Origin of the sequence: Pedobacter sp. MR2016-24 (assembly GCF_026239655.1) — a bacterium.
Lineage (GTDB): Bacteria > Bacteroidota > Bacteroidia > Sphingobacteriales > Sphingobacteriaceae > Pedobacter.
In genome coordinates, this window is the sequence record NZ_JAPIVO010000006.1 from 206,651 (window position 1) to 233,605 (window position 26,955).

General features: G+C 35.3%; 23 protein-coding genes and 1 pseudogene. 20 read left to right on the forward strand and 4 right to left on the reverse strand.

Annotation, left to right across the window (positions count from 1 at the left end; translation table 11 throughout):
• The first annotated feature begins 7 nt into the window (after positions 1–7).
• The 8 genes from OQX62_RS25185 to OQX62_RS17285 all read left to right on the forward strand — a co-directional run bounded on the left by OQX62_RS25185 (position 8) and on the right by OQX62_RS17285 (position 8,899).
• On the forward strand, positions 8–1,090 hold the full coding sequence (locus OQX62_RS25185; RefSeq protein WP_416276579.1) for an EpsG family protein: 1,083 nt from the start codon (positions 8–10) through the stop codon (positions 1,088–1,090).
• Positions 1,090–2,244: a hypothetical protein gene (locus OQX62_RS17260; protein ID WP_265832867.1), complete on the forward strand. Its 1,155-nt coding sequence runs from the start codon at positions 1,090–1,092 to the stop codon at positions 2,242–2,244. The genes OQX62_RS25185 and OQX62_RS17260 overlap by 1 nt, the downstream gene beginning before the upstream one ends.
• Entirely contained in the window at positions 2,241–3,020 is a 780-nt protein-coding gene (locus OQX62_RS17265; RefSeq protein ID WP_265832868.1) for a glycosyltransferase family 2 protein, read from the forward strand. The genes OQX62_RS17260 and OQX62_RS17265 overlap by 4 nt, the downstream gene beginning before the upstream one ends.
• 9 nt (positions 3,021–3,029) lie before the next feature.
• Positions 3,030–4,385: a glycosyl hydrolase family 28-related protein gene (locus OQX62_RS17270; RefSeq protein ID WP_265832869.1), complete on the forward strand. Its 1,356-nt coding sequence runs from the start codon at positions 3,030–3,032 to the stop codon at positions 4,383–4,385.
• Entirely contained in the window at positions 4,386–5,504 is a 1,119-nt protein-coding gene (locus tag OQX62_RS17275) for a glycosyltransferase (protein ID WP_265832870.1), read from the forward strand. It begins immediately after the preceding gene.
• Positions 5,501–6,412: an NAD-dependent epimerase/dehydratase family protein gene (locus tag OQX62_RS17280; protein ID WP_265832871.1), complete on the forward strand. Its 912-nt coding sequence runs from the start codon at positions 5,501–5,503 to the stop codon at positions 6,410–6,412. The genes OQX62_RS17275 and OQX62_RS17280 overlap by 4 nt, the downstream gene beginning before the upstream one ends.
• A 413-nt stretch (positions 6,413–6,825) precedes the next feature.
• On the forward strand, positions 6,826–7,887 hold the full coding sequence (locus OQX62_RS25190; protein ID WP_416276584.1) for an acyltransferase family protein: 1,062 nt from the start codon (positions 6,826–6,828) through the stop codon (positions 7,885–7,887).
• A 205-nt stretch (positions 7,888–8,092) separates the two neighbouring features.
• Complete coding sequence (locus tag OQX62_RS17285; protein ID WP_265832872.1) at positions 8,093–8,899, forward strand: SGNH/GDSL hydrolase family protein; 807 nt, start codon at positions 8,093–8,095, stop codon at positions 8,897–8,899.
• 280 nt (positions 8,900–9,179) lie between these two features.
• On the opposite strand, the gene istB is transcribed toward OQX62_RS17285, so the two are convergent.
• The 3 genes from istB to OQX62_RS25195 all read right to left on the reverse strand — a co-directional run bounded on the left by istB (position 9,180) and on the right by OQX62_RS25195 (position 11,459).
• Positions 9,180–9,785 (reverse strand): IS21-like element helper ATPase IstB, encoded by a 606-nt coding sequence (istB, locus tag OQX62_RS17290; protein WP_265832873.1) that lies wholly within the window; start codon positions 9,783–9,785, stop codon positions 9,180–9,182.
• Between the two features lie 546 nt (positions 9,786–10,331).
• Complete coding sequence (gene istA / locus OQX62_RS17295; protein ID WP_265832874.1) at positions 10,332–11,261, reverse strand: IS21 family transposase; 930 nt, start codon at positions 11,259–11,261, stop codon at positions 10,332–10,334.
• A gap of 51 nt (positions 11,262–11,312) precedes the next feature.
• On the reverse strand, positions 11,313–11,459 hold the full coding sequence (locus OQX62_RS25195) for a helix-turn-helix domain-containing protein (RefSeq protein WP_416276580.1): 147 nt from the start codon (positions 11,457–11,459) through the stop codon (positions 11,313–11,315).
• A gap of 345 nt (positions 11,460–11,804) precedes the next feature.
• Between OQX62_RS25195 and OQX62_RS17300 the strand changes: the two genes are divergently transcribed.
• The 6 genes and pseudogenes from OQX62_RS17300 (at position 11,805) to OQX62_RS17315 (ending at position 17,003) form a co-directional block, all read left to right on the forward strand.
• Positions 11,805–12,071, forward strand: a complete 267-nt coding sequence (locus OQX62_RS17300) for a transposase (RefSeq protein ID WP_265832875.1) — start codon at positions 11,805–11,807, stop codon at positions 12,069–12,071.
• A gap of 361 nt (positions 12,072–12,432) precedes the next feature.
• Positions 12,433–12,710, forward strand: a pseudogene (locus tag OQX62_RS25200) (DDE-type integrase/transposase/recombinase).
• Entirely contained in the window at positions 12,707–12,925 is a 219-nt protein-coding gene (locus OQX62_RS25205) for an integrase core domain-containing protein (protein WP_416276585.1), read from the forward strand. Before OQX62_RS25200 ends, OQX62_RS25205 begins: the two are co-directional and overlap by 4 nt.
• A 173-nt stretch (positions 12,926–13,098) precedes the next feature.
• Positions 13,099–14,073, forward strand: coding sequence for a UDP-GlcNAc--UDP-phosphate GlcNAc-1-phosphate transferase (locus tag OQX62_RS17305; RefSeq protein WP_265832876.1), 975 nt, complete (start codon positions 13,099–13,101; stop codon positions 14,071–14,073).
• Between the two features lie 10 nt (positions 14,074–14,083).
• Positions 14,084–15,700, forward strand: a complete 1,617-nt coding sequence (locus OQX62_RS17310; RefSeq protein WP_265832877.1) for a gliding motility protein RemB — start codon at positions 14,084–14,086, stop codon at positions 15,698–15,700.
• Between the two features lie 193 nt (positions 15,701–15,893).
• On the forward strand, positions 15,894–17,003 hold the full coding sequence (locus OQX62_RS17315) for a Fic family protein (protein WP_265832878.1): 1,110 nt from the start codon (positions 15,894–15,896) through the stop codon (positions 17,001–17,003).
• A 165-nt stretch (positions 17,004–17,168) separates the two neighbouring features.
• On the opposite strand, the gene OQX62_RS17320 is transcribed toward OQX62_RS17315, so the two are convergent.
• The gene (locus OQX62_RS17320; protein WP_265832879.1) at positions 17,169–17,498 is read right to left on the reverse strand and encodes a helix-turn-helix domain-containing protein; all 330 of its coding nucleotides are present in this window, start codon (positions 17,496–17,498) and stop codon (positions 17,169–17,171) included.
• Between the two features lie 203 nt (positions 17,499–17,701).
• On the opposite strand from OQX62_RS17320, the gene OQX62_RS17325 reads away from it, so the two are divergent.
• From OQX62_RS17325 to OQX62_RS17350, 6 genes are all read left to right on the forward strand, one after another.
• Positions 17,702–18,778, forward strand: a complete 1,077-nt coding sequence (locus OQX62_RS17325; protein WP_265832880.1) for a mannose-1-phosphate guanylyltransferase — start codon at positions 17,702–17,704, stop codon at positions 18,776–18,778.
• Positions 18,779–18,830: 52 nt separating this feature from the next.
• On the forward strand, positions 18,831–19,967 hold the full coding sequence (gene gmd, locus OQX62_RS17330; RefSeq protein WP_265832881.1) for a GDP-mannose 4,6-dehydratase: 1,137 nt from the start codon (positions 18,831–18,833) through the stop codon (positions 19,965–19,967).
• A 265-nt stretch (positions 19,968–20,232) separates the two neighbouring features.
• The gene (locus OQX62_RS17335) at positions 20,233–22,167 is read left to right on the forward strand and encodes a polysaccharide biosynthesis protein (protein WP_265832882.1); all 1,935 of its coding nucleotides are present in this window, start codon (positions 20,233–20,235) and stop codon (positions 22,165–22,167) included.
• A gap of 833 nt (positions 22,168–23,000) precedes the next feature.
• Positions 23,001–23,753, forward strand: a complete 753-nt coding sequence (locus OQX62_RS17340) for a tyrosine-protein phosphatase (RefSeq protein WP_265832883.1) — start codon at positions 23,001–23,003, stop codon at positions 23,751–23,753.
• Positions 23,754–23,795: 42 nt separating this feature from the next.
• Positions 23,796–24,584 (forward strand): polysaccharide biosynthesis/export family protein, encoded by a 789-nt coding sequence (locus OQX62_RS17345; protein WP_265832884.1) that lies wholly within the window; start codon positions 23,796–23,798, stop codon positions 24,582–24,584.
• 14 nt (positions 24,585–24,598) lie between these two features.
• Positions 24,599–26,935, forward strand: a complete 2,337-nt coding sequence (locus OQX62_RS17350) for a GumC family protein (RefSeq protein WP_265832885.1) — start codon at positions 24,599–24,601, stop codon at positions 26,933–26,935.
• Positions 26,936–26,955 lie beyond the last annotated feature (20 nt).

The following is a 26,955-nucleotide window of genomic DNA, read 5'->3' on the forward strand; positions in this document are numbered from 1 at the left end:
TAGCTTTTTGGAATACATAGGTTTTAATACGAGGCTAAAAAATAGTTTAAGGTCGATAGCAATCATAATTTGTTTTTTTATTTTATGGTCTTTAAGTACCGTCAAATGGAAAACAGGGACCGATTGGGATTCGTATTATGATGTATTTTATTATTTTTCTGATATTTATAGAGGATATTTTGAACCGGGATTTCTCATCATTGTTTCCACTATACGCAGTTTCACAAGTAATTACACGATCTACTTGGGTATTTTTAGTTTTTTATGCTTAGCACTTAAATTTAGTTTTTTTGTAAGATATCACAAGGAGACAATTTTTACGATAATATTGCTGTTCTATTGTTATTATTTTGGTGATATTTTCGCTGTCAGGCAGAATCTAGCTATATCAATTACACTTGTTAGTACGGGATTTATAATTAAAAAGAGACCCATCTTATTTGCAATATCAGTAGGTCTGGCATCAAGCATCCATTTTACGTCGATATTATACATTTTAGCTTATTTTATCTACTGGTCACATTTAAAGGATAGAACGATTTATATTCTAACAGGCATAAGTATACTTTTTGGATTATTGGGTGGAGGTGAGAAACTTCTAAGTTTAATATTACAAGTAATTGGTATCAACGGCTACGCTGGTGAAAAAATCAATCAGTATTTGAATGCTAGTGGTACGGATACAATAAATACGAATAATAATCCTTTACTTATTTATATATTAGGGCTTATTAAACGGTGTTTATTTATCCCAATCTTTTTTTGGATTAAAAATAGGTGTTATCAAAATAGTTCAAATATAAAAGGATATTTGAACTTGTATATGTTCGGAAATATAATCTATTTCCTTTTTGCTAAGGATTTATCTATTTTTGCTCGTGCGTCTGTTCCATTTTTATTCTTCGAAATATTTCTAATATGCTTTACATTATCGTATTTCAAATTCGCACCTAAGAACTTTATTTTGATTTTTTTAATAATAATGGTTGTATCAGCAAGTAGATTCAATGCATTGATAAATTCCTATTATAACTTATATGTACCTTATAATTCTATCTTTGATAACCGTATTAATAGAGTTTTAGAATAATGGTAATAGTAAGTGAGATAGCCCATGGTGGAGAAGTACATCTGCAATTCAATAGTTGTTTTCTAAAGATTATTGATGATTTGTACACAGATGAAATTTATTTTAGAGCAGAAAAGGCACATTCTGAAGCTATACAAGCAATAGAAATGACAGATAAAATTACTTATATCCCCTTTGAAAAATATTACGACACTGAACAATATTCCTGGTTATCGAGGGTATTTGGTGAAATCAAACAAGTAATCAATTCTTTAAAAATAGGGAAGGAATTAAATGCTAGAATTTATATTTGGACATGTTTACTTCCAACGGGACAATTATTTTTAAACTTAATCTCAAGGTTATATAATAATGATAAAATTCATATAATTGTCCTACACGGCGAGTTGGAGATGATAAAAAATAAGAGAGGGAAAATAACTAAACTTCTTTTAGGTTATTTATTAAAATTTTCATTCTTTGTTAGTGCAAGGACAACTAAGTTTATTGTTTTGGGGGATAGTATCAAGAATCACCTCTCAAAAAAAATCTCTTCAAAAAGCCTTCGAAAGGTCATATCTATTTTGCATCCTTATGATTATTCAAAGCCGAACTTTACTCCTGTACAGTTATCTAAAAATAAATTGATTTATGGTACTATTGGTACACTTATGGTCAATAAAAATTCTCAGAACCTATTTTTAGTAGCTTCTTATTTTAAGAATTCAATTTTGGCTGGGGAGATTGAATTTAGGGCGATTGGTAAAGTTTTAACTGAAATCGAGCCATTTAGAAATGAACTGGTATCTTTGCAATATAGTGATAGCTTTGTCCCCCAATATCTTTTCGAAAAGGCAATAAAAGAGATGGATTTTGTACTTTTCTTTTATGATAATAATAGTTATCAATTGTGTGCAAGCGGTGCTATTTTTGAGATCATAAAATTAGGAATTATTTCTATATCTATAACTAATGACTATTTTGAATGGCTTTTCAATAAATATGGAAGAATGGGTTTTCTATGTAAGGATATGGAAGCAATGAAAGTACTTATAGAGGGAATTAGCACGGGAAAATACAAAGCAGAAATTGAAATAATGAAAGATAACATTAGAAGTTTCAAAATTGATAATGGCTTAAGTAGTATAACACGTAAATTATCAGAATTCATATGAAGAATATTATTAGTATAGCAGTAGTAATTCCTTGTTATAATTCCGCAGCAACTATTTTATCGTGTCTAAATTCTGTATTCAGTCAAAGTTCCAATGTAGATGAAATCATCGTTGTCGATGACGGAAGTACTGATGGGAGTGATAAAATTGTTATCGATAGGTTTGATTCAGATAATAGTTCAATTATTAAAAAAATTATTTATCAAAAGAATTCTGGGCCTTCTAGGGCTAGGAATTGTGGCGTCATGGTCACATCCTCAACACATATTGCATTTTTAGATAGTGATGATTTCTGGTTTGAAGACAAAATAAAATTCCAGAAAGAATTCCTTGAGCAAAGTGCTGAATATAAAATCATAGGTACCAAATATATATCGGCAAATCTAGATTATGATGGACCTATATCCTTTAATCGTGAGTTATATAAAAACTTTTTCCTTACTCCCTGCGTTATCATAGAAAAAGCCTGTTTTATTCAATGTGGTGGGTTCAACGAGGATATGAAATATGCAGAGGATTACTATTTGTGGTTGAAGGTGCTATTTGATTTTAAGGGATACCTTCTTGACTATGTCGGTGCGGCAAATTTAGAAGAGAAACGGATTTTTGGAGAAAAGGGATTATCATCGAATTTACGGGAAATGCATTTAGGGGTCGTATTGTGTTTGAAAATGCTTTATATGGAGAGAAAAATTTCAATAGCAAAGTATTATTTACTTCAGTGCTGGGAATACGTGAAATTCTCAAGGAGACATTTGATTTCACTCCAGAGTTAAGACATTCGTATGAAATTATTCCTGTATTTGACTTTATCTCTATCATTCATTTTCCCATTTATCGTAAGTTGCAATCACTATCAGAGTAAAGCTATCTCTGTGAAAGATTTTGGAGCAAGAGGTGATGGAGTTCATGACGATTCTCAAGCTATTCAAAAAGCAATTTTGTTTTCTATAAAACAAGGAATAAACTGTTTTTTTCCGAGAACAAAACAATCATATAATATTCGATCAACGATTCGAATATCCTTAGAACCTAATCAGACCGTAAATATTATCTCAGATGGTGCTGTTATTAAACCTGATGGAGTAGTTTTAAACTCTTCCGGATATAATTTGACATCTTTTAGAGAGCATATTTTTTTGTCAATTGGTAAAACAATAAATTCAATAAGGGATACTTCTATGTTTGGAAGAAGTGTAAATACAAAGGTGTCGATTACTGGTTTGAGTTTTGATGGGTCGGGGTTAAGGTATAGTTTTCCAACAATAAGTTTTGATACAGATATAAACGTTGGATTACAAATTTTAGCTGAGAACGTCACTATCTATAATTGCATATTTCGAAATATTTTCGGCTACGGAATAAGAGTTCATAATGTTAAAAACTCGACTATTTCCAAGTGCAGTTTCATTAATGTGGGTGGGAGGGGAGCCACGCCATTTGCAAAAAAAATAGATTTTGATGGTTTCGGTGATGGTGTTTACCATTCTCTTGTCAAAAATGATGGTAATATTTCTATTGATGGCTGTACGTTTATTGGTATGAAGTCTAAAGCAAAGAGGAGCAGGTCAGCTATCACCTTTGAGTATTCAACTTCATTTTATAAAATCAACATAAATAAGGTTAATATTAAAGGCTTTGCCAAGTGTATACATATTGAGGAGTTTGCGAAGACAATTGTAGCTATAAATAATTCAAATATGTCTGATTTCAATTTCGGTATAGCTAATGTCTTAAATGACAAATCAATAATTAACATTAAGAATAGTTGTATAACAACAGGTATGATTGATGGCAATGACAATGGTGATGCACTGGCTTTTTTAAATTATAGAAGTACAGCTAAAATTTATGTTGACAATACTTCGCTGAATTTTCATGGTAGAAAACAGGCATATCAAAGTGCTGTCGGCTTGGTGCGAGTGAGACATTCTTTAGTAAATGGTAACAATACTAACTTTTTCTTTGCCGATGGCAGTACAATTTTTGAAAACTGCAAGTTTGTAAAATTTGGAGGTTTTTCAAAATCGTTTTCTTCGAATAATCCAAAAAGTACTTACTTACTCATTAAAAGCTCTTTTTCCAATTGTGGACCTATTCACTCTAATGGTGAAAAGTTAAAGTTTCAAATTAAAAAATAGATGAAGATCTTACAAACTGTAAAATATTATGCCCCCTCAAAAGGGGGAATGGAGTCTGTCGTTAAAAACCTTGTTGAGGGCGTTCTTGCTAATGTGGATGACGTGAGATTTACAGTATACGCAAATAGCCATTTGCCGTCTTTCAAGAAAGCAATCAATGTTACCGATAGACTAATTTCTATTAAAGAGTCTACACCATTCTTCTTTAAAAGTCAACCACTCAATTTAAGATACTCTTCTTTAAGGGCATTAATTAAAGATGCAGATATAATCCATCATCATTACCCATTTCCCAATATGGAATTGGCTCTTTTTCGAAATATGGATTTATTGGATGGGAAAGATTTAGTTATTACATGGCACGCTAATATTAAAAATTCTCGATGGAGTTGGATCGGTAAATTTTACGATCCTCTGATATCTAAACTATTGATAAAAGCGAAAATGATAGTGGTGACGTCTCCTCAACTTTTGGAAGCGTCGGATATACTGAAACCTTTTGCCAATAAAATTATAGTAATTCCTTTAAGCTTTGACCCCAACATCACTTCATACCAGGTGAAACCAAAAAGATATCCTGTAGATAGAGTTTTTCAACTCTTATTCGTAGGTAAATTAAGAATATATAAAGGCTTAAAATATCTGATTGAAGCGATTAAGGATTTAGATGTAAATTTAGTTATAAGTGGTGAAGGTGAGAGTGAAGTCGAGCTGAAAAAATATGTTTCCGATCTTGGTATAAATAATAAAATAAATTTTTTAGGTAAGGTTAATGACGAAGAATTAAAAAGCTTGTACAAAAAATCGGATTTATTCATACTTCCTTCAATTAATGAAGCTGAGGCTTTTGGTGTAGTTCAACTGGAAGCTATGACAAATGCAATACCAGTTATCAATACAAATCTCAAGTCGGGCGTACCGTTTGTATCTCTACATAATTTTTCAGGATTAACAATTCAGCCGGCAAACAGTTTAGAATTGAAACATGCTATAGAATCAATTATTCATGATAAATCACTTTATGAAAAATTTTCACGGAATTCATTAGAAAGGGCGAAGTTGTTCTCAAGGGATAAAATGGTGGCAGCCTATATCGGCATTTATAATAAGAATTTATGAAAATATTAATGACTGGTGCTTCTGGATTTGTTGGATTGAATTTAATTAAATATCTAAAGGGGAATGATATTGAAATTATAAAATTTGAAAGATATGATTCAGATGAAACACTTAAAGCTAAGTTAGAAGGTGTCGATTCTGTCGTTCATCTGGCTGGTAAAGCGCATGATTTAAAAAAGACTTCAAATATTGACGAATATTATGATGTAAATTTTAAACTTACCAAGAAATTGTACGATGCTTACCTATCATCAACTGCAAAAAGATTTATATTTATTAGTTCGGTTAAAGCTGCTGCTGATAGCATAGATGCCATATTGGAAGAATCAATAATTCCTAATCCTGAAACTCACTATGGAAAATCGAAACTTTTAGCAGAAAGATATATTCAAGAACTTGGAGTTTTTGAAAACAAATCATATATTATCTTGCGACCTTGTATGATCCATGGACCAGGAAATAAGGGTAATTTAAATTTACTTTATAAATTTGTGGAAAAAAACGTTCCTTACCCATTAGCAGCTTTTCAAAATCAAAGATCTTATCTTAGCGTGGGTAATTTATGTTTTGTTATTGAGAGATTAATATTAAAAGATCAAATCTTGTCTGGACTATATCATGTAGCAGACGATAAATCATTATCTACAAATGAGGTCATTTCAATTATAACAAATAGGCTAAACAAAAGTATAAAGCTATTATGGATCCCAAAAAAGCTTGTCAAAATAGTCGCAAGAATAGGTGATTTATTAGGATTGCCTTTAAATACTGAACGCTTATGTAAATTAACGGAAAACTATATTGTTAGCAATAAGATGATAAAAAATGAACTTGCAATCGAGCTTCCACTGTCTTCAGAAGCAGGTATGATAATAACGGTCGATTCATTCATATTAAATGATAAATAGCGTTGTTTCTTATGAGATAATACGCATCTTTAGACTTGACTATGCTAAAAAGTAATTGATATCCATCCTTGGATAACTATTGGTTATTATGCTTGTAGCTAGTAATCGTAGAAAAGCCATTACATTTTTTGCGTCTGGGATGACACACGATTCTTGTGCCGGACAAATAAATTTCAAGAAGGCTCTTTAGTTCACCTTTCTTTCAAATATATTGGTGAAGGGCTTTGTAACAACATAAACCTCACGGATCTGCTTTTTCAGGTCACAGGTACTCATCCCACGGGCCTACATCTAACAATACTTTGTTCGATTTGCTCGCTCATGCCCTTTTTCCTACTTACACAAAATTCTAAACACTACCAATATATAGATAAAAATTCTAACTTATATGAATATTTCTCCTATTTTTGGAAGTGAAAAATGATTTAGATTTTGGTTTTATCGATACAGTAAGGTGTATTTCTATGATAGGTATTGTTTTTGAACATTCTAGTATAAATGTTTCATATACGGATATTATATCTACTCTAGTAAGTATGATTTTTTTGTTAGCGTTTAAATTCGTAACTATCGTTTTTTTTATGATTGCTGGTTTTCTTCTACACCATAAATTTCGGGAATACTCTTCAATACAATATCTAAAGAATAGAATTAGTAACACTTTTAAACCTTGGAGTTTTTGGGTAGCGATTTTAATTGTTTTAAATATTCTGTATCTTGTTTATTCAATTGGATTAAATGCTGTATTTAAATCTTTTGACACCTTCACAATAATTTTATTTAGTGAGATTTACAATACAGTATTTTTAACTAGTTTCTGGTTCATTCCAAATTTTTTACTTTGTATATGTATACTATTATCCTTTAAAAAGGTATTATACAGTTGTTGGTTGGGCTTTTTTTTTCTAATTCTAACACTTTTTTATTGCGTTAATATATATACAGGGTGGGTGTTAGCAAGTCATTCAGGTGCACTCCTTGGATTTGTATTTTATTTCTGGTTGGGCGCTTACATAAATAAGCATTATTCTAGGATTAGTAGTCACATAAAAAAATGTTCTTATACCCGATTAATTATAATTAACGTATTTTTATTTATCACTAGTTTAGCTGAATCGTATTTCTTATTTACGACCGGATCAGATCAAGTGTTTAATGTCTTAAAATTTACCAATATACTTTACTCTCTTGGTATGTTTGTTTTATTAATAAAAATTGGGAAGATTAACTGGCTTTCAGTTAATTTGTTACCTCGTAAAACTACATTTGGAATTTATTTGGTACATTGGATATTTGTCGTATACCTCACAGGTTTGGTCTTTAAACCATTTCATCTTGTTTTTGACGAGTATAATGTATATCAAAATATAGGTTGGTCAATTCTAAGATTTCTAACTGTATACTTGTCCAGTTTTTTTATTGTTAAAATGCTTATTTCAAGTAAGTTTAAGTGGGTATTTGGGATCAGAATTTAAGTTTTTACGAAGTTAATTATTGTCCGTCATTACTTGCCTTTCGCAGATATGTATTTGGCTGTTATTATCTGATTATGATGATAAATCTTCAAAGGGTAATTATTTGATAACTACATATAAATGTATGGTGTTATTTTAAAGCGAATAATAATACGCTAGTATTTAATACTATATAATATTATATTCGAATATTAAATGGTTAATAATGAAACTGAACACCACTCGCACAATATTTTTGATTATTTCTTTTTTTTGTTTGTTTTCTTGCAAAAAAACTGTTCAAAATTCTGAATTGATAAAGGAAGACATTTTAAATATTGATACTGCTCAGTTGTCACTTCCGTTACCTATCGAAAATCAAATAGATTCTATTATTGAATTTCCAGATTCTTCCTTGAAGATTGTGATATTAGGATCTTCAACTTCCGCAGGTAATGGAGCAAGTAGCTTATCTCTTAGTTGGGTGAATTTATTACGAAATAAGTTAAGACAAGATGGTAAAAACGTAGATATTATAAATTTATCTGTTCCAGGATACAATACATTTCACATTTTACCTAACGGAAATATTGAGAGCTCAGGAAAACCATCTCCAGACATATTTAGAAATATAACAAAAGCTATTAGTTATCGGCCTAATTTGATTATTATTAACATGCCTACAAATGATGTTGCTTCGGGATTTTCAGATGATCAAATTTTAGCTAATTATACTGTATTAGTAAACCTGATGAAGTCTAATAATATAAATTATATGATCACAGGCACACAACCGCGAAATTTTGGTAACGCAGATATGAGAAAAAGGCTCAAAATTCTAAATGATAAAATGATTATATCCTTTCCTGGCCATGTAGTGGACTATTTGCAAAAGTTAAGTAAAAATGGTTGGTTTATTTTAGAATACTTTTCTTTCGGTGACGATATTCACTTAAATGATAGAGGACATAGAATTATATTTCAATATATTATTAACTTTCCAATATTTAAGAAATTGGTTGGTTATCAGTAATTTGTGCTTATTGTATGTGGTAAATTAGGCAATCTAAATGTTATTATGAATGTAATAAAGTGGGGCTTTAAATGCAGTCATCTTGAGAAAGTAAGCTGAGTTTGTGATCCATTATTTCAGAGAACTGGAACCGGCTTAAATTGGCTCAGATCCCACCAGACATTCATGTATTTCAAAGCACTTTCTATAGTTTGGATGGATATATCGGTGATTGTGAGCCACGCGTATCGCTAGAAGATGGGCCAGGCGTATCGGTGATAGCTGGCCAGCAATAATAGGATTATTTTTTTACTTTTCTCAGGGATTCACCTGATAAACTTATTCGGTGTGCGCCATGAACAAGTCTATCAAGAATGGCGTCAGCGATAGTTCCCTCACCTATGACTTCATACCAAGTACTCACAGGAAGTTGTGAAGCAATTATTGTGGCTTTTTTGTTGTGCCCGTCTTCGATAATTTCCATCAAAAGATCTCTTTGATTTTTGTCGAGATTTTGTAATCCAAAGTCGTCAAGGATCAGTAGATCCTGTTTCTCAATACCAGCTATTTCTCTGTACAGCGAGTTATCTGCCTTGGCGCTATTGAGCCTTGTAAACAGTTTAGCAGTATTGTAGTACGCAACTTTAAAACCCATAGAACAAGCCTGATGGCCTAATGCGGAGGCAATAAAACTTTTTCCTACACCCGTTGGACCAGTAATGAGAACATTCTCTTTCTGTTGAACAAATTGACAAGACGAAAGCCGGGTCAGTAATTCCTTGTGAAGATCCCTTGCAGCCTGATAGTTGATTTCAGATAAATGAGAAAGATAACGGAATGCTGCGCTCTGCGTTAACCGCTCTACTTTTTTATTAGATCGATCCTGCCATTCTGCATCCACCACCATGCTAAGTAGTTAGTCAGCTGTCAATTGCAGGTGGCATTTGCTTTCAATACTACTACTGTAAGCCAATAGCATTCCCTGCAGCCGTAGGCTTTTCATTTTTTCTAGTGTTTGTTGAGTATTCATATTGTTATTATTTGTTAATGATAATAAGCGGAGCCACGTAGATTTTCGTGCAATGGCAGTTGAACTTCCTCCTACTTTAATGGTTGTTGATCAAGATTTTGCTTTAGGATGGATTCCAGTATTTTATATCCATATTGTTCAACTGATCGCACGGATACCTGCGGATATTAGCCTCTCAATCCCGTAGATCTTGCCCAATCGTTGGATACCTCCAAAGGATCGATAGGCTTGTTCTGGATGTGACCGTTGCACAAACACTTTTTCAATATATTGGTAGATTACGGGGTCTTTGGATTCTGCCCATGATAGAAAAGAAGCCACATTCCATTCCTTCATGATCTGATGATTGGCGGGCATATGATTATCATGTGTGCTGAAGCCCGCTGCCTTTCTGTTCCTAATATGACAGGCAATTCGTGAAATTTAAGAATAGATTTCTACCAACGTCTCGTTATAGCGGATCTCTACTTTTCTACCGATATATTGATGCGGCATACTATAATAATGTTTATCCTCGCTGATAAAGACGTGATAGTTCTTCTGTACCAAAGTATTTTTATAAGTGAGTAATTCATATGGTTGTACTGGTAACAGCAGGGGCTTTTCCTGCTCCAGAAATAACTGTGTACGGCTGGTCTGTCTCTGCTGGTACATGCGCGCATTATAAAGATCAAGCAATGGCTTGATTGCTTGATTCATGGAATGAAGATCAAAGAACACCTGGTCTTTTAAGGCAAAGCAGATTCTTTGATAAACAAGTCGTACAGCGTTCTCAACTAATACTTTATCCTTTTGTTTACGTGCTCTGGTAGCCAATACTGCTGTTCCATAGTGTAGCGCAAAGGCTTTAAAGTCTTTATTAAGTTCAGGTTCATAGCGATGAGCCTGTGTTACCGCCGATTTTAAGTTATCCGTGACAATCAATTTAGGAACACCACCATTAAATTCAAAGCATCTTCTGATACTATTGAAAAAATAAGCCTTCCGCTGACTTTCACTCGCTTCGACATAAGTATATCCACTACCTCCAAGTATACCGATAAACACCTCCGCTGGTCTTGTTTCTCCTGTTTCTCTATCAGTAAGCAACAGGCAGTCACCAGCATAATCGATTAATAGCTTTCCACCCATGATCTGTTCCATGTGAAATGAGGCATGCTGCACGGCAAAAGCTTTTTGCACATGTTCTTTGAACTGAGTGTATCCATATCCTTCCGGATATTTCTTACGATAATCATCCCAGATATTCAGATAGGTAAAGCCCGAATGTTTCAAGGCAGTACGAAAAGCTGGTATCATTTCCTGCAGGTTAGTATAGCATTGCGGTTTATTGAATGCTTTGGACTCTGGCAAAATAGATGTAAGGGCTTCTTCATCTAGGCGACTAAGTTCTGAGAAATCTTTTCAGGAAGAACCCAAGTTTAGGATATACTCATTTACCGTTTTACGGTTTATGCCCAGCAACCTGGCTATGGATCGGTTGCTTTCTCCACGGGCCTTCAATTGAATTATACGTCGTATATCTAACAAGTCTTTTCGATGACCAGTCATATTTTTACAGATTTATGTACTCTGTAAAATACAACTTGTTTTAAGTGGCCCGGTATAACCGATAGGACTGGCCCAATATCACCGATACAAGTGGCCCGTTATAGACCGATATATGCAGTTTGGAAGAAATATATTTCAGTATTGAAAGCCAGGGTCTTCATTGGTTGAAGGCTTAAACCGTAGAATTAACACATATATGGTAAAGTAATATCCTCAAGATAGAGACTGTAGGGAGTTTCGTTTAAATGACCAACCGTATTGCATTTAAAGTCGACATCTATTTTGTAACCCTCCTAAAATATCGGACTGTATAAGTAGCGAAATTCGTAATTTTAAAATAATAAGATGAAAAAGTCAATAATCAGTGAAAGCCAGATCGTAGCAGCCATCAAGGCACAAGAGTCAGGTAAAAAAGTGGTAGATATTTGCCGTGAACTTGGCGTACACCAAGCCACATTCTATAATTGGAAGAAAAAGTACACCGGGATGGATAATCAGGAGCTTCGCCGTTTGAAAGAACTGGAAGAGGAAAATCGCAGACTTAAGCATATGTATGCTGAACTAGCCCTTGATAACAAGATACTTAAAGATGTACTTTCAAAAAAGTTCTAAAGCCCTGCCAGCGTAAAAACATGGTTGCTTATGTGGTGGAGCATCACCAGATCAGCATCAGTAGGGCTTGTCGGGTAGCTTCGCTACCTAAATCCATGTATTATTATCAAGAGGTAAAGGATGATTCAGAAACCATAGCTAACTTCAGGAACTGTCTTTGGCTTATCTAACTGAAAGACAGGATCTATACTATGGAAGAATCCGTACACACGGCTATAAATGGAATTATAAAAGAGTCAGGCGGGTGTATCTATTACTAGGATTAAATCAACGAAGGAAAGTACGCATGCGTTTACCAGAGAGGGTAAAAACTCCGCTGTTACGTCCGGATGATCCTGGAGAAATGTGATCTATGGACTTTATGAACGATGTGCTGACCAATCAAAGAAAGTTCAGGACACTAAATGTCATAGATGATTTTAACAGGGAAGCCATTGCTATTGAAGTTGCTCATTCGATGTCGGCGGTAAGAGTAACCAGGATATTGGAACAATCATTTGCGAGCAAGGAAAACCAAAATGTATCAGGGTTGATAATGGATCTGAATTTATTAGTAAGGAATTCAGTACATGGTGCAAGGATAATCATATTGAAATTCGATATACACAACTCGGAAGGCCAATGCAAAATGATATATAGAACGTTTTAATTGCAGCTTCAGGCCAAGTATTCTGGATGCGAATTTATTTGATGATATAACGCAAGTACAGCTTCTAGCAGAAGAATGGGTAAACGATTACAACTCAAAGAGCCACATGAAGCTTTGGAGGGTAAAATACTGCTGGAATATAGAGCCCAATGGGGTTTCAGCATGCAGTCAACTCCTGCGGAGTCGACTGCATGCTGAGGGATAAGAAATAATACATGAATTTGAATTCTCGCCTCCTAAACCGGTTCGAAAAAAGGGAGGGTTACATACAATTTAATATCATTCGCTATATAAGAAAAATAGTCATTTTAAGGTTATATTACGATATTGTGTATATATTTGTTAATTCCACTTTATTATGGACATCTATTATCGCTTATGAGTATAGTTACATTCGGAACTTTTTTTCTTATTCTTTTTATTACTGAGATTCTTTACTTTAAAATTGCTAGTCGTTTCAATATAATTGATCAGCCTAATCATAGAAGTTCTCATGCGGTGTTGGTTTTGAGGGGAGGTGGAATAATATTCGTTATAGCACCTCTTTTATACTCATTTTATTTTGGATTTGAATATTTTTATTTTTTATTGGGGCTTATTGCTATTGCTTTTATTAGCTTTTTAGATGATATAAAACCGGTAAGTAATAAATTGAGACTGTCAGTTCATTTAATTAGTGTTATACTGTTGTTTTATCAAATGGGGATTCTCAATCTGCCTTTTTATTGGATCGTTTTGGCCATTATTTTGGTAATTGGAATCATTAACGCAGTAAATTTTATGGATGGGATAAATGGCATAACTGGAGCTTATGCGCTAATTACACTTTGTTCTTTGCTTTATATAAATATATTTCAAATCGTTTTTATTAAATCGAACTTTCTGATCATTTCTATATTATCGTTATTGGTTTTCAATATATTTAACTTCAGAATCAAAGCAAAGTGCTTTGCTGGAGATGTAGGTAGCGTAAGTATTGCTTTTATAATAATGTATTTAGTAGGTGCGCTGATATTAAAAACTTTGGATTTTACTTACTTCCTGATTCTATTATTATACGGATTAGATACAGTTTCTACTATTTTTTTCAGGTTAATGAGAAAGGAGAATATTTTTGATGCGCATAGAAGTCATTTTTATCAGTATTTAGCTAATGAAAGAAAAGTCCCTCATCTAATAGTTTCTTCTTCATATGCTTTGGTTCAGTTGCTCATCAATGCTGTTATCATATATTTTTTGCCGAAATCTATACCTGCTATTTTAGTGGTACTGGTATTCTCCACAATCATCTTTATAATTGTTCGTTTTTCTACAGAAGGCTCAAGAAAGCTATTTGGAACCAAAATTGCATAACGCAAATCATATGAAAAAAATCATACTTCAGTTATTTCTTGGACTTCTCTTTCTTACTGCAGTTGCTCAGGAGCAAACGCCAAACCAGATTTTACCTTATTCTTATCAGTACTATCAGAAGTTTAATAATTCTGTGTATGACGTTGATTCAAAGGTTCATAGTTCGATCAGAGGATTTTATAGCGATGATACAACACTGGTAGGACGTTATAATGAATTGATGAACATGGGGGTAGATTCAGTTGGTCACCGGAGTTGGTTAAGAAGAAAAATTACTCAGGAACATTTGTTGAATTTTATTGGTGATGACTACAATGTTTATGCAGATTTTCTACCAGACATGATGATTGGTCGTGACGTAAGAGACAAGAAGAATACCTGGTTAAATACGCGTGGCTTTCAATTTGGAGGTAATGTCGGTTCTAAATTTTCATTTTATACAAGTGCTTATGAAAATCAGGGAGTATTCGCTAACTATTATAGCAATTTTGTGGAGCAAAATCAGGTTGTTCCCGGACAGGCAGGTGGGGATAAGCTGAATAACAAGACCAAGGATTATTCATACGCTACTGCATTAATCTCCTATACACCTAATAAACATTTAAATCTTACTCTCGGACGTGATAAGAACTTCATTGGTGATGGTTACCGTTCGGTACTTTTAAGTGATAATACAGCTCCTTATTCGTTTTTTAGAGTGCGCGCTACATTGGGTAATGTTCAATACCAGACGATTTATGCTTATATGCTGGATCCGGGAGCAGATCATTTAACTGAAGACAGGAGGCTTGGTGATCGTGGGAAATGGATGGCGGCGCATTATATCGATTGGAATGTGACTAAAAGATTTTCTGCAGGTTTCTTCCAGGCAGTAACCTGGGCTGACGCAGAACCGGAAGGTAAACGTGGTTTTGATTTTAATTATGCTCATCCATTTGTATTCCTGCGTTCTGTGGAAAGCGCCAATACTACGTCTCCAGATAAGATGCGTTTAGGTTTTAATTTGAAATATGAAGTATTTGATCATACTATAGTTTATGGTCAGTTCATGTTTGATGAATTTACTGCTAAAGAGTTTTTCAAAGGGACTGGTTATTGGGCAAATAAAAATGCTATCCAAATCGGGGTGCGAGGTTCTGATCTGATAAAGGTGAAAGGCTTAAATTACCTAGCTGAATTTAATACAGCTAGGCCATATACTTACGCGCATTTTGACCGGGTATCCAATTATGCTTCAATGAACCAGCCATTGGCTAACCAGTTAGGAGCAAATTACAGAGAATTTGTAGGGCTTTTGAATTATACCTACAAAAGATTTGATTTTAGTGGTGAGTTAATGTATGCAAAGAAGGGCTTGGATTCTGAAGGACAAAATTATGGGGGAGATATCTTTAAATCTTATAATGTACGAGTATCAGATTATGGGAATGAGATTGGTCAGGGCTTAGCCACAGATCTATATTATGGTGAAGCGAAAGTAGCTTATGTCCTTAATCCAAAGTATAATCTGCGTATAGAATTGGGTGGTATATTCAGAAAGGAATCTAATGCGGTATCTTCAACTAATACTGGATTATTTACTATTGGTTTGAGAAGTACATTTAGACAATTATATACCGATTTTTAACGATTTTAGAATTCAGCCTTAGCTATTACATGTTCATTATCTTTGAAAATGTGAACATATAAAACTTATATGTCCATTCTATTTGATTATATTTGTGATGTGTCCAATATTTGGTAAAAAATGAACATATAGCTTTTTTGTGTTCAGATATCCGTATAGCAGACGCAAATGTCCAACATAATACGCTTATAGCATGCCTTACGATAGAACAAAACCCTTTAATGAACTTCCGTTATTGCCATCGAATGAAGTGGAAGACGATGTGGAAGTATTAAAAAAACTAGTCAGTGCATCAAGAGCGTTGGCTGCGACTAATAGCAGTATTCATCGCTTACCTAATCCTACAATGTTGGTTAATACGATCGCCTTACAGGAAGCGCAAACTTCAACTGCAATTGAAAATATTTTCACGACAGAAGATGAACTGTATAAGGCGGTTTCTGATTCAATTCAGGAAGACAATATAAAGCCGGCAACGAAGGAAGTGTTAAGGTACCGGGAAGCGTTATGGGAAGGATACAAATTGATATTGGCTAACGGACAAATTGATATGGATTGTGTGATCAGTACTTTCAGGCAAGTCAAAAACTCCACTGCTGGTCTAAGATCACCTCAAAGTTTAACCGTAATCAGAAGAGGTCAAAGTGAATTCCGGTCAGGAGAAATTGTGTATACCCCTCCAAGAGGCGAAGGTATTTTGGAACGTAAGATGGAAAATCTGATTGAATATTTAAATGATGATATAAAGTATCCATCTGATCCTTTGATTAAAATGTGTATATCCCATTATCAATTTGAGGCAATTCATCCATTTTCTGATGGAAACGGGAGAACTGGAAGAATCTTAAATCTATTATATCTGGTGAATAAAGGCCTTTTGGAACAGCCTGTACTTTATTTATCAAAATACATCCTGATCAATAAGGATGACTACTACTATCATTTAGGAGTAGTTACGCAAAGAAATTCATGGAAACCATGGGTTTTGTACATGCTGGATGCTGTGGAGAAAACCGCGTTGCTGACTAACCAATTGATCTTAAGTATAATCAGTCAGATGGAACCGACGTTGCTTTATGCAAAGACCAGAATTAAATGGTACACGAAGGAGGTGAATGAAGCCATTTTTAGTCAGCCTTATATCAAGCCTAAATTTCTTGGTAATATTATGGGTATTACTTCCAGAACGACACTGACAAAATATTTCAATAAGTTGGTTGATGCAAAAATATTAAGTGTTGCAAAAGATGGTAAAGAAGTTTTTTATATCAACGATGACCTGATCCAGATTCTAAAAGGCTAGTGAATACAATAAATAGATGCTAATTTTTTTCTTTGTTCTTAGGGACCGCCCCTTTAGTTATAAATTTAAAGGGGAATGTAATACTTTGCGCTAGACGGGTATTATATTCCCCATTGTAATTGTTTAAAGAGATAACATAAGTTTTGTTGAAACTCTTTAAACAGCTTAAGCTTTTTTTTCCCTGATAGCTTCATGCAACTCAATAATCTTCCGTTGCTGCACACCGTAAGCTTCAGTTAAATTAGCTAATTGTTTTTTTAAATCAGGGAATTCATCATCATCACTGTCTTTTTCGCCTATTTTCAACAAATCAATGATCGATATACTGAAAATGTTGGCAATTAATAGTAATTTGCTGAACGTAATGTCTGTACCTCCTGTTTCAATCTTTGAATAGGCTGGAACAGAAATGTTTAGTTTGTCGGCAATGAATTTCTGACTTAAACACTGAGTTTGACGTAATATTTTTAATTTTTGCCCTACAGTTTTTGTCATTGTTGAGAGTTTTAAGGATATAAAAAGATAAATATTTGGTTAAAGTATTATTTTAGCAATTCTTGACGTTATTATATAGCAAAAGAAAAGCCAAAATGCGCGTAAACTTAAAGTATAGTTAATAATTTGTTATTATTGTCATATATTAAGATTCGTTAGATTTACTTATTGTAAATAAAAGGTATTAAACAATTGCTATTTCTATGAAGGACACTTATGTATTAATCATGGCTGGTGGAGTTGGCAGCCGTTTCTGGCCAAAAAGCCGTAACAACTTTCCAAAACAGTTTATTGATATTCTTGGTATTGGAAAGTCACTTTTACAATTGACACACGAACGTTTCCTGAACGTTTGTCCGAAAGAGAATATTTTCATCTTATCAAATGAACAATATTCCGCTTTAATTATTGACCAGCTGCCGGATCTGCCAAAAGAGAACATCATCTCTGAACCAAGTCGCAACAATACAGCGCCTTGTATTGCTTATGCTTCGTTTAAAATCAAACAACTGAATGCTGCAGCGAATATTGTTGTTGCGCCTTCTGATCACTTGATCCTGAATGAAAAGGTTTTCTTGGAAAAAGTAGAAGAAGCGTTAGCATTTGTAGAGGAAAATGATGCTTTAGTTACTTTAGGAATTAGCCCAACGAGGCCGGATACCGGATATGGATATATTAATTACGATAAACGGGACCTGAACGGTGTACATAAGGTATTGCATTTCCTGGAAAAACCGAATCTGGAGAAAGCACAAGAATTTGTGACGAGTGGTGACTACCTCTGGAATGCAGGTATTTTTGTTTGGAGCGTAAATGCAATATTAAGTGCATTAGCTAAACATTCTCCAACGATATTTGAACTTTTTGAAAAGGGAAATTCTTGTTATAATACTGCAGATGAACAATCTTTTATTTCCGTAAACTATCCGCTTTCTGATAATATTTCGATTGATTATGCGATCATGGAAAAAGCAGAGAACGTATTTACGATTCCTGGCGACTTTGGCTGGTCTGACTTAGGTACATGGGCATCTTTGTATGAGGTGATCGAAAAGGATGAGCACAACAACGTATTTTCTGGAAATGCTGTTAATCTTGCTGAAACTTCAAATTGTATGATCCAGATTCCTAAGGATAAAGTAGCGGTGATCAAAGGGCTTGATAATTACATCGTAGTGGATGACGGTAAAGTTTTGCTGATTTATCCTAAGGCTGCAGAACAAGAAATAAAAGAGGTGTCTAGAGCGATCGTTGCCGCTTGTGGTGATGAATTTGCTTAATACTTCTAAAACAATATATATTTTCATTTAATCTACTTATAAATATTAATCAATGAAAGTTGCTCTTATAACAGGTGTTACGGGCCAGGATGGTGCCTATCTAGCGGAATTCTTATTAAAAAAAGGATATTTTGTTCATGGTTTGAAAAGAAGATCTTCCATGTTTAATACAGAACGGATCGATCACTTATACCAGGATCAGCATGAGAATGGGGTGAACTTCAAATTACATTTTGGCGATTTGACAGATTCCACTAATCTGATTCGTATTATTCAGGAAGTGCAGCCTGATGAAATTTATAACCTTGCGGCCATGAGCCATGTGAAGGTAAGTTTTGATATGCCTGAATATACCGCGAATGCGGATGGTATTGGTACTTTAAGACTGCTGGAAGCTATCAGAATCTTAGGATTGCAGGAAAAAACAAGAATATATCAGGCGTCCACGTCTGAATTATATGGTTTGGTACAAGCAGTACCTCAAAGTGAAACTACTCCTTTTTATCCACGTTCTCCTTATGCCGTGGCCAAGATCTATGGCTATTGGATTACAGTGAACTACAGGGAAGCTTATAATATGTTTGCTTGTAATGGGATCTTATTTAATCATGAAAGTCCTTTAAGGGGAGAGACCTTTGTGACGCGGAAGATCACAAGAGCAGCATCAAAGATTGGATTAGGGTTACAAAAATGTTTATACCTGGGTAATCTTTCTGCACAGCGCGACTGGGGTCATGCAAAGGATTACATAGAAGCCATGTGGTTAATCCTACAACAGGATGTTGCAGAAGATTACGTAATTGCTACAGGAGTAACAACTACTGTGCGTGATTTTGTAAAAATGAGTTTTGCTGAACTGGGAATTACAGTTGCTTTTAGTGGTGAAGGTGCAGAGGAAACTGGAGCGATTGCTGCGATTGACGAGACCATTGCCGCTGAGTTGGGATTAAATACAGAAGCATTAACAATCGGAATGGAAGTGGTGAAAGTCGATCCTGCATATTTCCGTCCTACGGAAGTGGATTTATTATTAGGAGATCCTACAAAATCCAAGACGAAATTGGGATGGGTACCTAAATATGATTTACCGCTTCTGGTTAAAGATATGATGCAGGCTGATTTAGAACTGATGAAAAAAGACGAGCATTTGAAAGTTGGAGGTTTCAAGACACTCAATAACTTCGAATAGTATACATACTGTATAAAAAAACCGTTCATTTTTTAGGTCAAGCCTTCAAAATGGACGGTTTTTTTGCGTTTTAACTTCCTGAAATATAATTATCAATAACCTGCAAATATAATTTGAGGGTTATATTTTGTCTAATAAATCGGTTTAATGGGTATTAAACAACATTTAGTATCTTAATAAATAATTTGAGTGTATAAATGATATCCTGCGTTGATGCTTGGTATGATTATTTGATTAAATTTGCCGTTACTAAAACTACGACATCTTGTTCAACCAGATAAATATAGTGCCCCGGTGGATAATATTCACATTAGATTTAACGATCTGTTTCGTTTCTTTGGCGATAGCATACCTGATCAAACGTAATTTTGATCTATCTACACTAGACTATTTAGAATTTAGCCGGAATGTATTAATTACAACTGTGATCAGTACATTAGTTTTTATTGTCGTAAAAACCTTTTCAGGTATTATCCGATATACAAGTGCGCAGGATTCCTTCAGAATTCTATATGCGGTTATTGTATCTAACGGCACGTTCTTCTTGATAAATATGGGATTTGTTGCTTTTGGCAATCATGCGCTGATTCCTAATAGTGTTTTAGTGATTAATGGGCTCACAAGTTTTGTGATGTTGATCACTTATAGAGTATTGGTGAAATACTTTTTCATGTATATCAAAAACCTGCGTTTAGATACTGTACGTGTAATGATCTATGGTGCAGGTGAAGCAGGGGTTGCTACCAAACGTACTTTTGACCATGACCCAAATGTCAATAAAATGATCATTGCTTTTGTGGATGATGATCAGCGGAAGATGGGTAAAACCATTGACGGGATAAAAATTCTGGATGCAAGGAATTTGATTGATCTGATCGTGAAACATCAACTGGATGAAATCATTTTTGCTTCATATACCATTCCTTCGGAGCGTAAGGAACAAATTGTTGATGTTTGTCTGGAGAATGGGATCAAAGTATTAAATATTCCACCACCTAACGTGTGGACTGATGGTAAGATACAAACTACGCAGATCAAGAACTTAAATATTGAAGATTTGTTAAACCGTAAACCTATTCATATCGATATTGAAGGAATAGGAGCACAGTTACAGAACAAAAGAATCTTAATCACAGGAGCAGCGGGTTCTATTGGTTCTGAGATTGTAAGACAGCTCGCTAAGTTTGATGTGGGATTGATCATTCTCTGTGATCAGTCTGAGTCTGCATTACATGAGTTATATCTTGAAATGACGGAGACCACTAAAAACAAGAATTTCCACGCTTTTATTGGTGATGTGAGAGACGAGCGCAGAATGGAGCATTTATTCAGTACATTAAAGCCTCACTACGTTTATCATGCCGGTGCATACAAACATGTACCTTTGATGGAAGATAATGCCTGTGAAGCGATTAAAACAAATGTATTGGGTACCAAGACTATTGCTGATAAAGCAGTAAAGTATGGTGTGCAAAAGTTTGTGATGATTTCTACGGATAAGGCGGTTAATCCGACAAACGTTATGGGGGCGTCAAAACGTATTGCTGAAATCTACGTACAATCACTAAATAATTCATTGCATAATAACAATCATATCTTCAGTAACGGTTTGAGTTATATCAATGAGCTGGATGTAAAACCAATTACTAAATTCATTACCACACGTTTTGGAAATGTGCTCGGGTCTAATGGTTCTGTGATACCAAGGTTCAAACAGCAGATTGAAAAAGGCGGACCTATCACAGTGACACATCCGGAAATTACGCGTTATTTCATGACTATACCGGAAGCTTGTCGCCTGGTATTGGAGGCAGGTTGCATGGGTTCTGGGGGGGAGATTTTTGTGTTTGACATGGGCAAGTCTGTCAAGATTATTGATCTGGCTAAGAAAATGATCTTGCTAGCCGGCCTGGTACCTAATCAGGACATCCAGATTGAGTATTCAGGACTTCGTCCAGGAGAAAAGCTTTTTGAGGAATTATTGAATGATAATGAGAATACGATGCCTACACACCATGAGAAGATCATGATTGGCAAGGTAAGGGAATATGCATTTGATGATGTGCAAAAACAAATCTATAATCTGATAGAGCATGCGCAACGCTGCGACGACCTGCAGGTGGTAACGAATATGAAAGCTTTGGTAAAAGAGTTTAAAAGTAAAAACTCTGTTTTTGAAAGTCTGGATATTAAAAATTAAAACCCTTCATAATAGCCGCTCTCTTCTTTATGACAGTTTTTCTGTCTGCTGAGGCCATGCATTAATACTTTAGAAAATTAGCGGCAATCTTTCTCTAGTCGGCAATGATTATAGTCACATCTGACTATAAAATTGAACACCCGTTTGTTTTTCCGGAATAATCTTCCCTAACATTGTTTCAAAAACTAGCTGAAGTGCTTCTGCTCTAATATATTACAAATAAATTTATTGGTAGTAATTGTAATAAATACACTATCTTCAATGTAAATTACTGATACACAGTATTGTGTAATTGTGTGAATTCTTATTCAGAGCCAAAGGTTGTGAATTGGTCATTAATTGGTATCATAATTGATACACAGTGCTAAATAGGTCACTTAAGATGGAATTACAATCATTATAATGAGTAATTCGACCTATTTATTTATAGTTTAAGACTGTTAACTGGAATATTTGACGAATATAGTATTTGGTTCGTTTTAGTAAATTTAATATTTATCAGTATTTGGGAATTTTTAGGTAATATTTTGCTGTTTTTAGCCTTATAAAATCCGTAATTTCAATTTATTGTAACATAATTGATATAATAAAGGTTTTAATTTAGCGTTTTCATTTTAAATCAATGTTTTTCGATAGCTGTATTGCAGCTATTCTAACGCTTGTTTTGGATGCTGTTTTAAATCTATTTAATCATAGGATAATATAAAGATAACGTACATTTTTAATAAGTGATATTTTATACTTTATAATAATAACTTATCTTAGGAAAGTACATTAGTAGGGACGATGTATGACTAAATGTGTATAGATTTCAATTTTACTTAAAAAATTATATGTTCGATTTCTTTCATAAGAAAAACAAAATAACTGACATAGAGTGGCTGGGAGTTGATATTCACTCACATATTCTACCTGGTATTGATGACGGATCTAAAGAAATCGGACAGTCTTTAGGTTACATTCACGAAATGCAGGAATTAGGCTTTGGCAGGCTGGTTTGTACCCCGCATATCTTTCAGGATTTATATCCCAATACGCCTGAAACAATCCTTCCTGTCTTGAAAACAGTTCAGGAGGAAGTAAAAAATCAAAATCTAAGTATCGAAATCAATGCTGCGGCAGAATATATGGCCGACAGTGAGTTTGTAGTGAGAGAAGGACTGCTGGTATTTCCGGGTAAACATATCCTAATTGAAATGTCATACCTGATGGAAACGCCGAATATAGAAAATATCATTTTCGAACTTCAGTTGCAGGGTTACCAGGTAATCCTGGCACATCCGGAACGTTACAATTTCTATTTCAGACATACGGAACGCTATGAGAAGCTTAAAAGCATAGGCTGCTCTTTCCAGCTGAACATACTATCTGTACTGGGCTATTATGGTAAAGGGGTGAAGGCAATGGCTGAACACCTGCTTAACGCAAAGATGTATGATTTTGCCGGAACCGATCTTCATCACGATAAACATATGAAGATGCTTGGGGATGGGGTGCGAAGCGGTAAACTACATACAATTTTAGGACAATACCCATTTAGAAACCTGGAGGTTTTTTCTGACAGCGCTTTTGCTAAATGCATTTAATACAATTTTGGGCGCTTTTGTCCTTTTATTTTTGAAATAACTATGAATAAAGTACTTACGATCAGCATCAAAACACTCACATTCTGTTTGTTGTCTATGCTTATTTTTTCTTCCTGCGCACCCAAAGTGCAGGCCGTATATTTTACGGATATTGATTCGCTTAAAATAAAGCAGGTGATGGGAGCCACTTTCACCGAACCCCTGATCCAGACGGATGATATTTTAAGTATTACAGTGCAGACTATTGATCCTGCTGCTTCTATGGCGGTGAATCAAACCCCAGCTGCGGCAGCGCCAGCTTCAGCGGGTGCAGGCTTGGCCATCTCGGGATTCCTGGTAGATAAAAAAGGGAATGTCGAAATTCCAATGTTAGGAATCGTGAAATTAGCGGGTCTGACTACGGCAGCGGCCAAAGAGGTGATCAGAACGGAAGCGTTGAAGTATTACAAGGATCCGACGATACAGGTTCGTTTTGCAAATTATAAAATTACGGTACTGGGTGAGGTAGCTAAACCATCTTCTTATACAGTGCCGAATGAGAAGGTATCGATACTGGATGCCATAGCGATGGCAGGTGATGTAACGATCTATGGAAAGCGGAATAATGTGCTGCTGATTCGTGAAACGGATGGTAAAAAGGATGTGGTAAGGCTGGATTTAACGCAGTCTGCGGTTTTGAGCTCTCCTTATTTCTATCTGAAACAGAATGATGTGTTGTATGTAGAGCCTGGCAAAGGAAAGATTGCTGCCAACAATGCTGCGCAACGCCAGACGCTGACGATACTTGTTTCTTCACTATCGGTCCTTATTGCATTAATTACAAGATTATAAATTGATTACAACGTATGAATACTAGTCAGGAATTTACTGAAGATCCGTTGTTCGGATCTGGGAACAAATTTGATTTTAAGAAGTATCTGGCTAAGGTGAAGCAAAACTGGTATTGGCTGCTGATCTCTTTAATTTTCTTCGTCCTGGTATCTTATTTATATATCAGATATGCTACGCCGATTTATAGTACTACTGCCAGCGTGCTGATTAAAGAAGATGAGAACGCCAGTGGTGAGAGTGGTCTGCTGAAAGCTTTTGGTGGTGATATGGCGCCAACGAGCAGCACGGAAACAGAAGCGGAGATCTTTAAGACGCAAATGCTGATGGAACGGGTAGTAAAGAAGCTGAATGCCAATATCATTTATTTTGCGAAAGGTAAGGTGAAGGACGTGGAACTGGACGAAGCTCCTTTCAAAGTGCATGTATTAGATAACCCGGAAGCAAAAGCTGCCGGGGGTTTTAATGTAGAAGTGAAGGATGGTAAATACAAGCTGCAGGGTAATAACTGGAACAAGACAGTCAATTTATATGAAGCGGTTGCCGTACCAGGGCTCGGTAATATTCAGCTTGAACGTGGGGAACTGAAAGCGGAGCCTGGAAAAATATATGCAGTAAGTGTAGTGCCTGTTAAAGCGGTGGTTGGTTCCTTCCTGAAAAAATTACAGGTAGCGATACCGAGTAAGCAGGTAAATATCATTAACCTGAGTTTTTCTTCTCCATTGCCGGCATATTCAGAAGTGATTTTAAATACTTTAATAGAAACGTATATACAATCCAATATTCTGGATAAAAATACGGTTGCAGATAGCACGATCTCTTTTATCAACGAGCGATTAATGCTGGTGAGCTCTGAACTGAGCAGGGTGGAAGGAAATGTGGAAGCTTTCAGAAAAGAGAATAAGGTAACGGATATTGCTGCGCAATCTGCACAGCTGATCACCTCTTCTAGTGAGTCTGTAAATGAACTGGCCAAAGTGGAAACACAGTTGAGTATCATTGGCTCACTGGAGCAATACCTTGGTGATGAAGGGAATGCGGAGCGGGTAATGCCAAGTGGGGTATTCCTGGAAGATCCGAATTTTACTGCTTTGATGGAGCGTTACAATACCATTGTATTGGAAAAAGAGCGCAGCAAATTGAGCCAGACAGAGGGCAACCCTTATGTACAGAACCTGAACACACAGATTGCGGGCGTACGCAGTGACATGCTGAAGAGTATCGGAAGTCTGAAAAGATCGCTCACGATTGCAAAGAATTCTGTGCAGGGCAGAACAAATAAAATGGATAATCAGGCCGGAAAGGTACCTACTATTCAGCGTAAATATCTGGATTTGGAGCGTCAGCAACAGATCAAACAGGAGTTATACGTTTTCCTGCTGCAAAAGAAGGAAGAGACCGCTATTTCTAAAACATCGAATATTTCCAATTGTAAAGTCATCGAGAAACCAATATCAACCGGCCCAATCAGCCCGAATGGCAAGTCCATTATCGGGTATGGAATTTTCGCAGGTTTGTTTCTTCCCTTAGGAATTATTTACCTGTTGGATATCCTGAACACGACTGTCAAATCTAAAGATGATATTCTCGCAGCAACGCATGTACCAGTGATAGCGGAGATTGGCATAAGTGACTCTGCAGAGACTATTGTAGTGGGCAATCATTCACGAACGGCTATTTCGGAACAATTCAGAAACCTGCGGACGAGTCTGTCATTCTTCCTCAAGGAAGGAGAAAAAACAATTCTGATCACTTCAAGTATGGGTGGGGAAGGTAAGTCTTTCTGCTCGATCAATCTGGCTGCTACTATTGCACTGACGGGGAAAAAGGTAGTGATCATGGAGATGGACTTAAGGAAACCTAATCTGTCTAATAAATTTAATCTGAGTAACAAGGTAGGATACACGAATTTTATTACTTCTCCGGCTGTGGAGATCAGTGATATAGTAGTGCCTTCAGGGATTCAGGATAATTTATTTGTCATTGGTTCGGGACCTATTCCGCCAAATCCTGCAGAATTAATACTGAATGAGCGCCTGGGAATCTTAATGGCTGCGCTGAAAGCTGATTTTGATTATATTATTGTGGATGCACCGCCGCTGGGACTGGTGACGGATGCACAGTTATTGAGTACGCATGCAAATCTGACCTTATATGTTGTTCGTGAGAATTATACGCATAAGGAACAACTGGAAATTACGGAGGACATTTTCAGGACTAAAAAGATAGAACGAATGACCATTCTGCTGAATGGCGCTGCGATCAATAAGAACTATGGTTATGGCTATGGTTACGGTAATGAAGAAGAAACGGCTACTGATTCATTTAAAAAGTTTTTCAAAAAATCAAAATAGGTAAATCTAATCAATAATAA

What these genes read in the sequence shown, in the direction of transcription:
- gmd (WP_265832881.1), top strand. Translation starts at nt 18,831, where the DNA reads ATGAAAGTTGCTCTTATAACAGGTGTTACGGGCCAGGATGGTGCCTAT.
- OQX62_RS17310 (WP_265832877.1), top strand. Translation starts at nt 14,084, where the DNA reads ATGAAAAAAATCATACTTCAGTTATTTCTTGGACTTCTCTTTCTTACT.
- OQX62_RS17300 (WP_265832875.1), top strand. Translation starts at nt 11,805, where the DNA reads ATGAAAAAGTCAATAATCAGTGAAAGCCAGATCGTAGCAGCCATCAAG.
- OQX62_RS17350 (WP_265832885.1), top strand. Translation starts at nt 24,599, where the DNA reads ATGAATACTAGTCAGGAATTTACTGAAGATCCGTTGTTCGGATCTGGG.
- OQX62_RS17265 (WP_265832868.1), top strand. Translation starts at nt 2,241, where the DNA reads ATGAAGAATATTATTAGTATAGCAGTAGTAATTCCTTGTTATAATTCC.
- OQX62_RS17305 (WP_265832876.1), top strand. Translation starts at nt 13,099, where the DNA reads ATGAGTATAGTTACATTCGGAACTTTTTTTCTTATTCTTTTTATTACT.
- OQX62_RS17340 (WP_265832883.1), top strand. Translation starts at nt 23,001, where the DNA reads ATGTTCGATTTCTTTCATAAGAAAAACAAAATAACTGACATAGAGTGG.
- OQX62_RS17270 (WP_265832869.1), top strand. Translation starts at nt 3,030, where the DNA reads ATGAAATTATTCCTGTATTTGACTTTATCTCTATCATTCATTTTCCCA.
- OQX62_RS17280 (WP_265832871.1), top strand. Translation starts at nt 5,501, where the DNA reads ATGAAAATATTAATGACTGGTGCTTCTGGATTTGTTGGATTGAATTTA.
- OQX62_RS17275 (WP_265832870.1), top strand. Translation starts at nt 4,386, where the DNA reads ATGAAGATCTTACAAACTGTAAAATATTATGCCCCCTCAAAAGGGGGA.
- OQX62_RS17325 (WP_265832880.1), top strand. Translation starts at nt 17,702, where the DNA reads ATGAAGGACACTTATGTATTAATCATGGCTGGTGGAGTTGGCAGCCGT.
- OQX62_RS17315 (WP_265832878.1), top strand. Translation starts at nt 15,894, where the DNA reads ATGCCTTACGATAGAACAAAACCCTTTAATGAACTTCCGTTATTGCCA.
- OQX62_RS17320 (WP_265832879.1), bottom strand. Translation starts at nt 17,498, where the DNA reads ATGACAAAAACTGTAGGGCAAAAATTAAAAATATTACGTCAAACTCAG.
- OQX62_RS25195 (WP_416276580.1), bottom strand. Translation starts at nt 11,459, where the DNA reads ATGACTGGTCATCGAAAAGACTTGTTAGATATACGACGTATAATTCAA.
- OQX62_RS17345 (WP_265832884.1), top strand. Translation starts at nt 23,796, where the DNA reads ATGAATAAAGTACTTACGATCAGCATCAAAACACTCACATTCTGTTTG.
- OQX62_RS17260 (WP_265832867.1), top strand. Translation starts at nt 1,090, where the DNA reads ATGGTAATAGTAAGTGAGATAGCCCATGGTGGAGAAGTACATCTGCAA.
- istB (WP_265832873.1), bottom strand. Translation starts at nt 9,785, where the DNA reads ATGGTGGTGGATGCAGAATGGCAGGATCGATCTAATAAAAAAGTAGAG.
- OQX62_RS17285 (WP_265832872.1), top strand. Translation starts at nt 8,093, where the DNA reads ATGAAACTGAACACCACTCGCACAATATTTTTGATTATTTCTTTTTTT.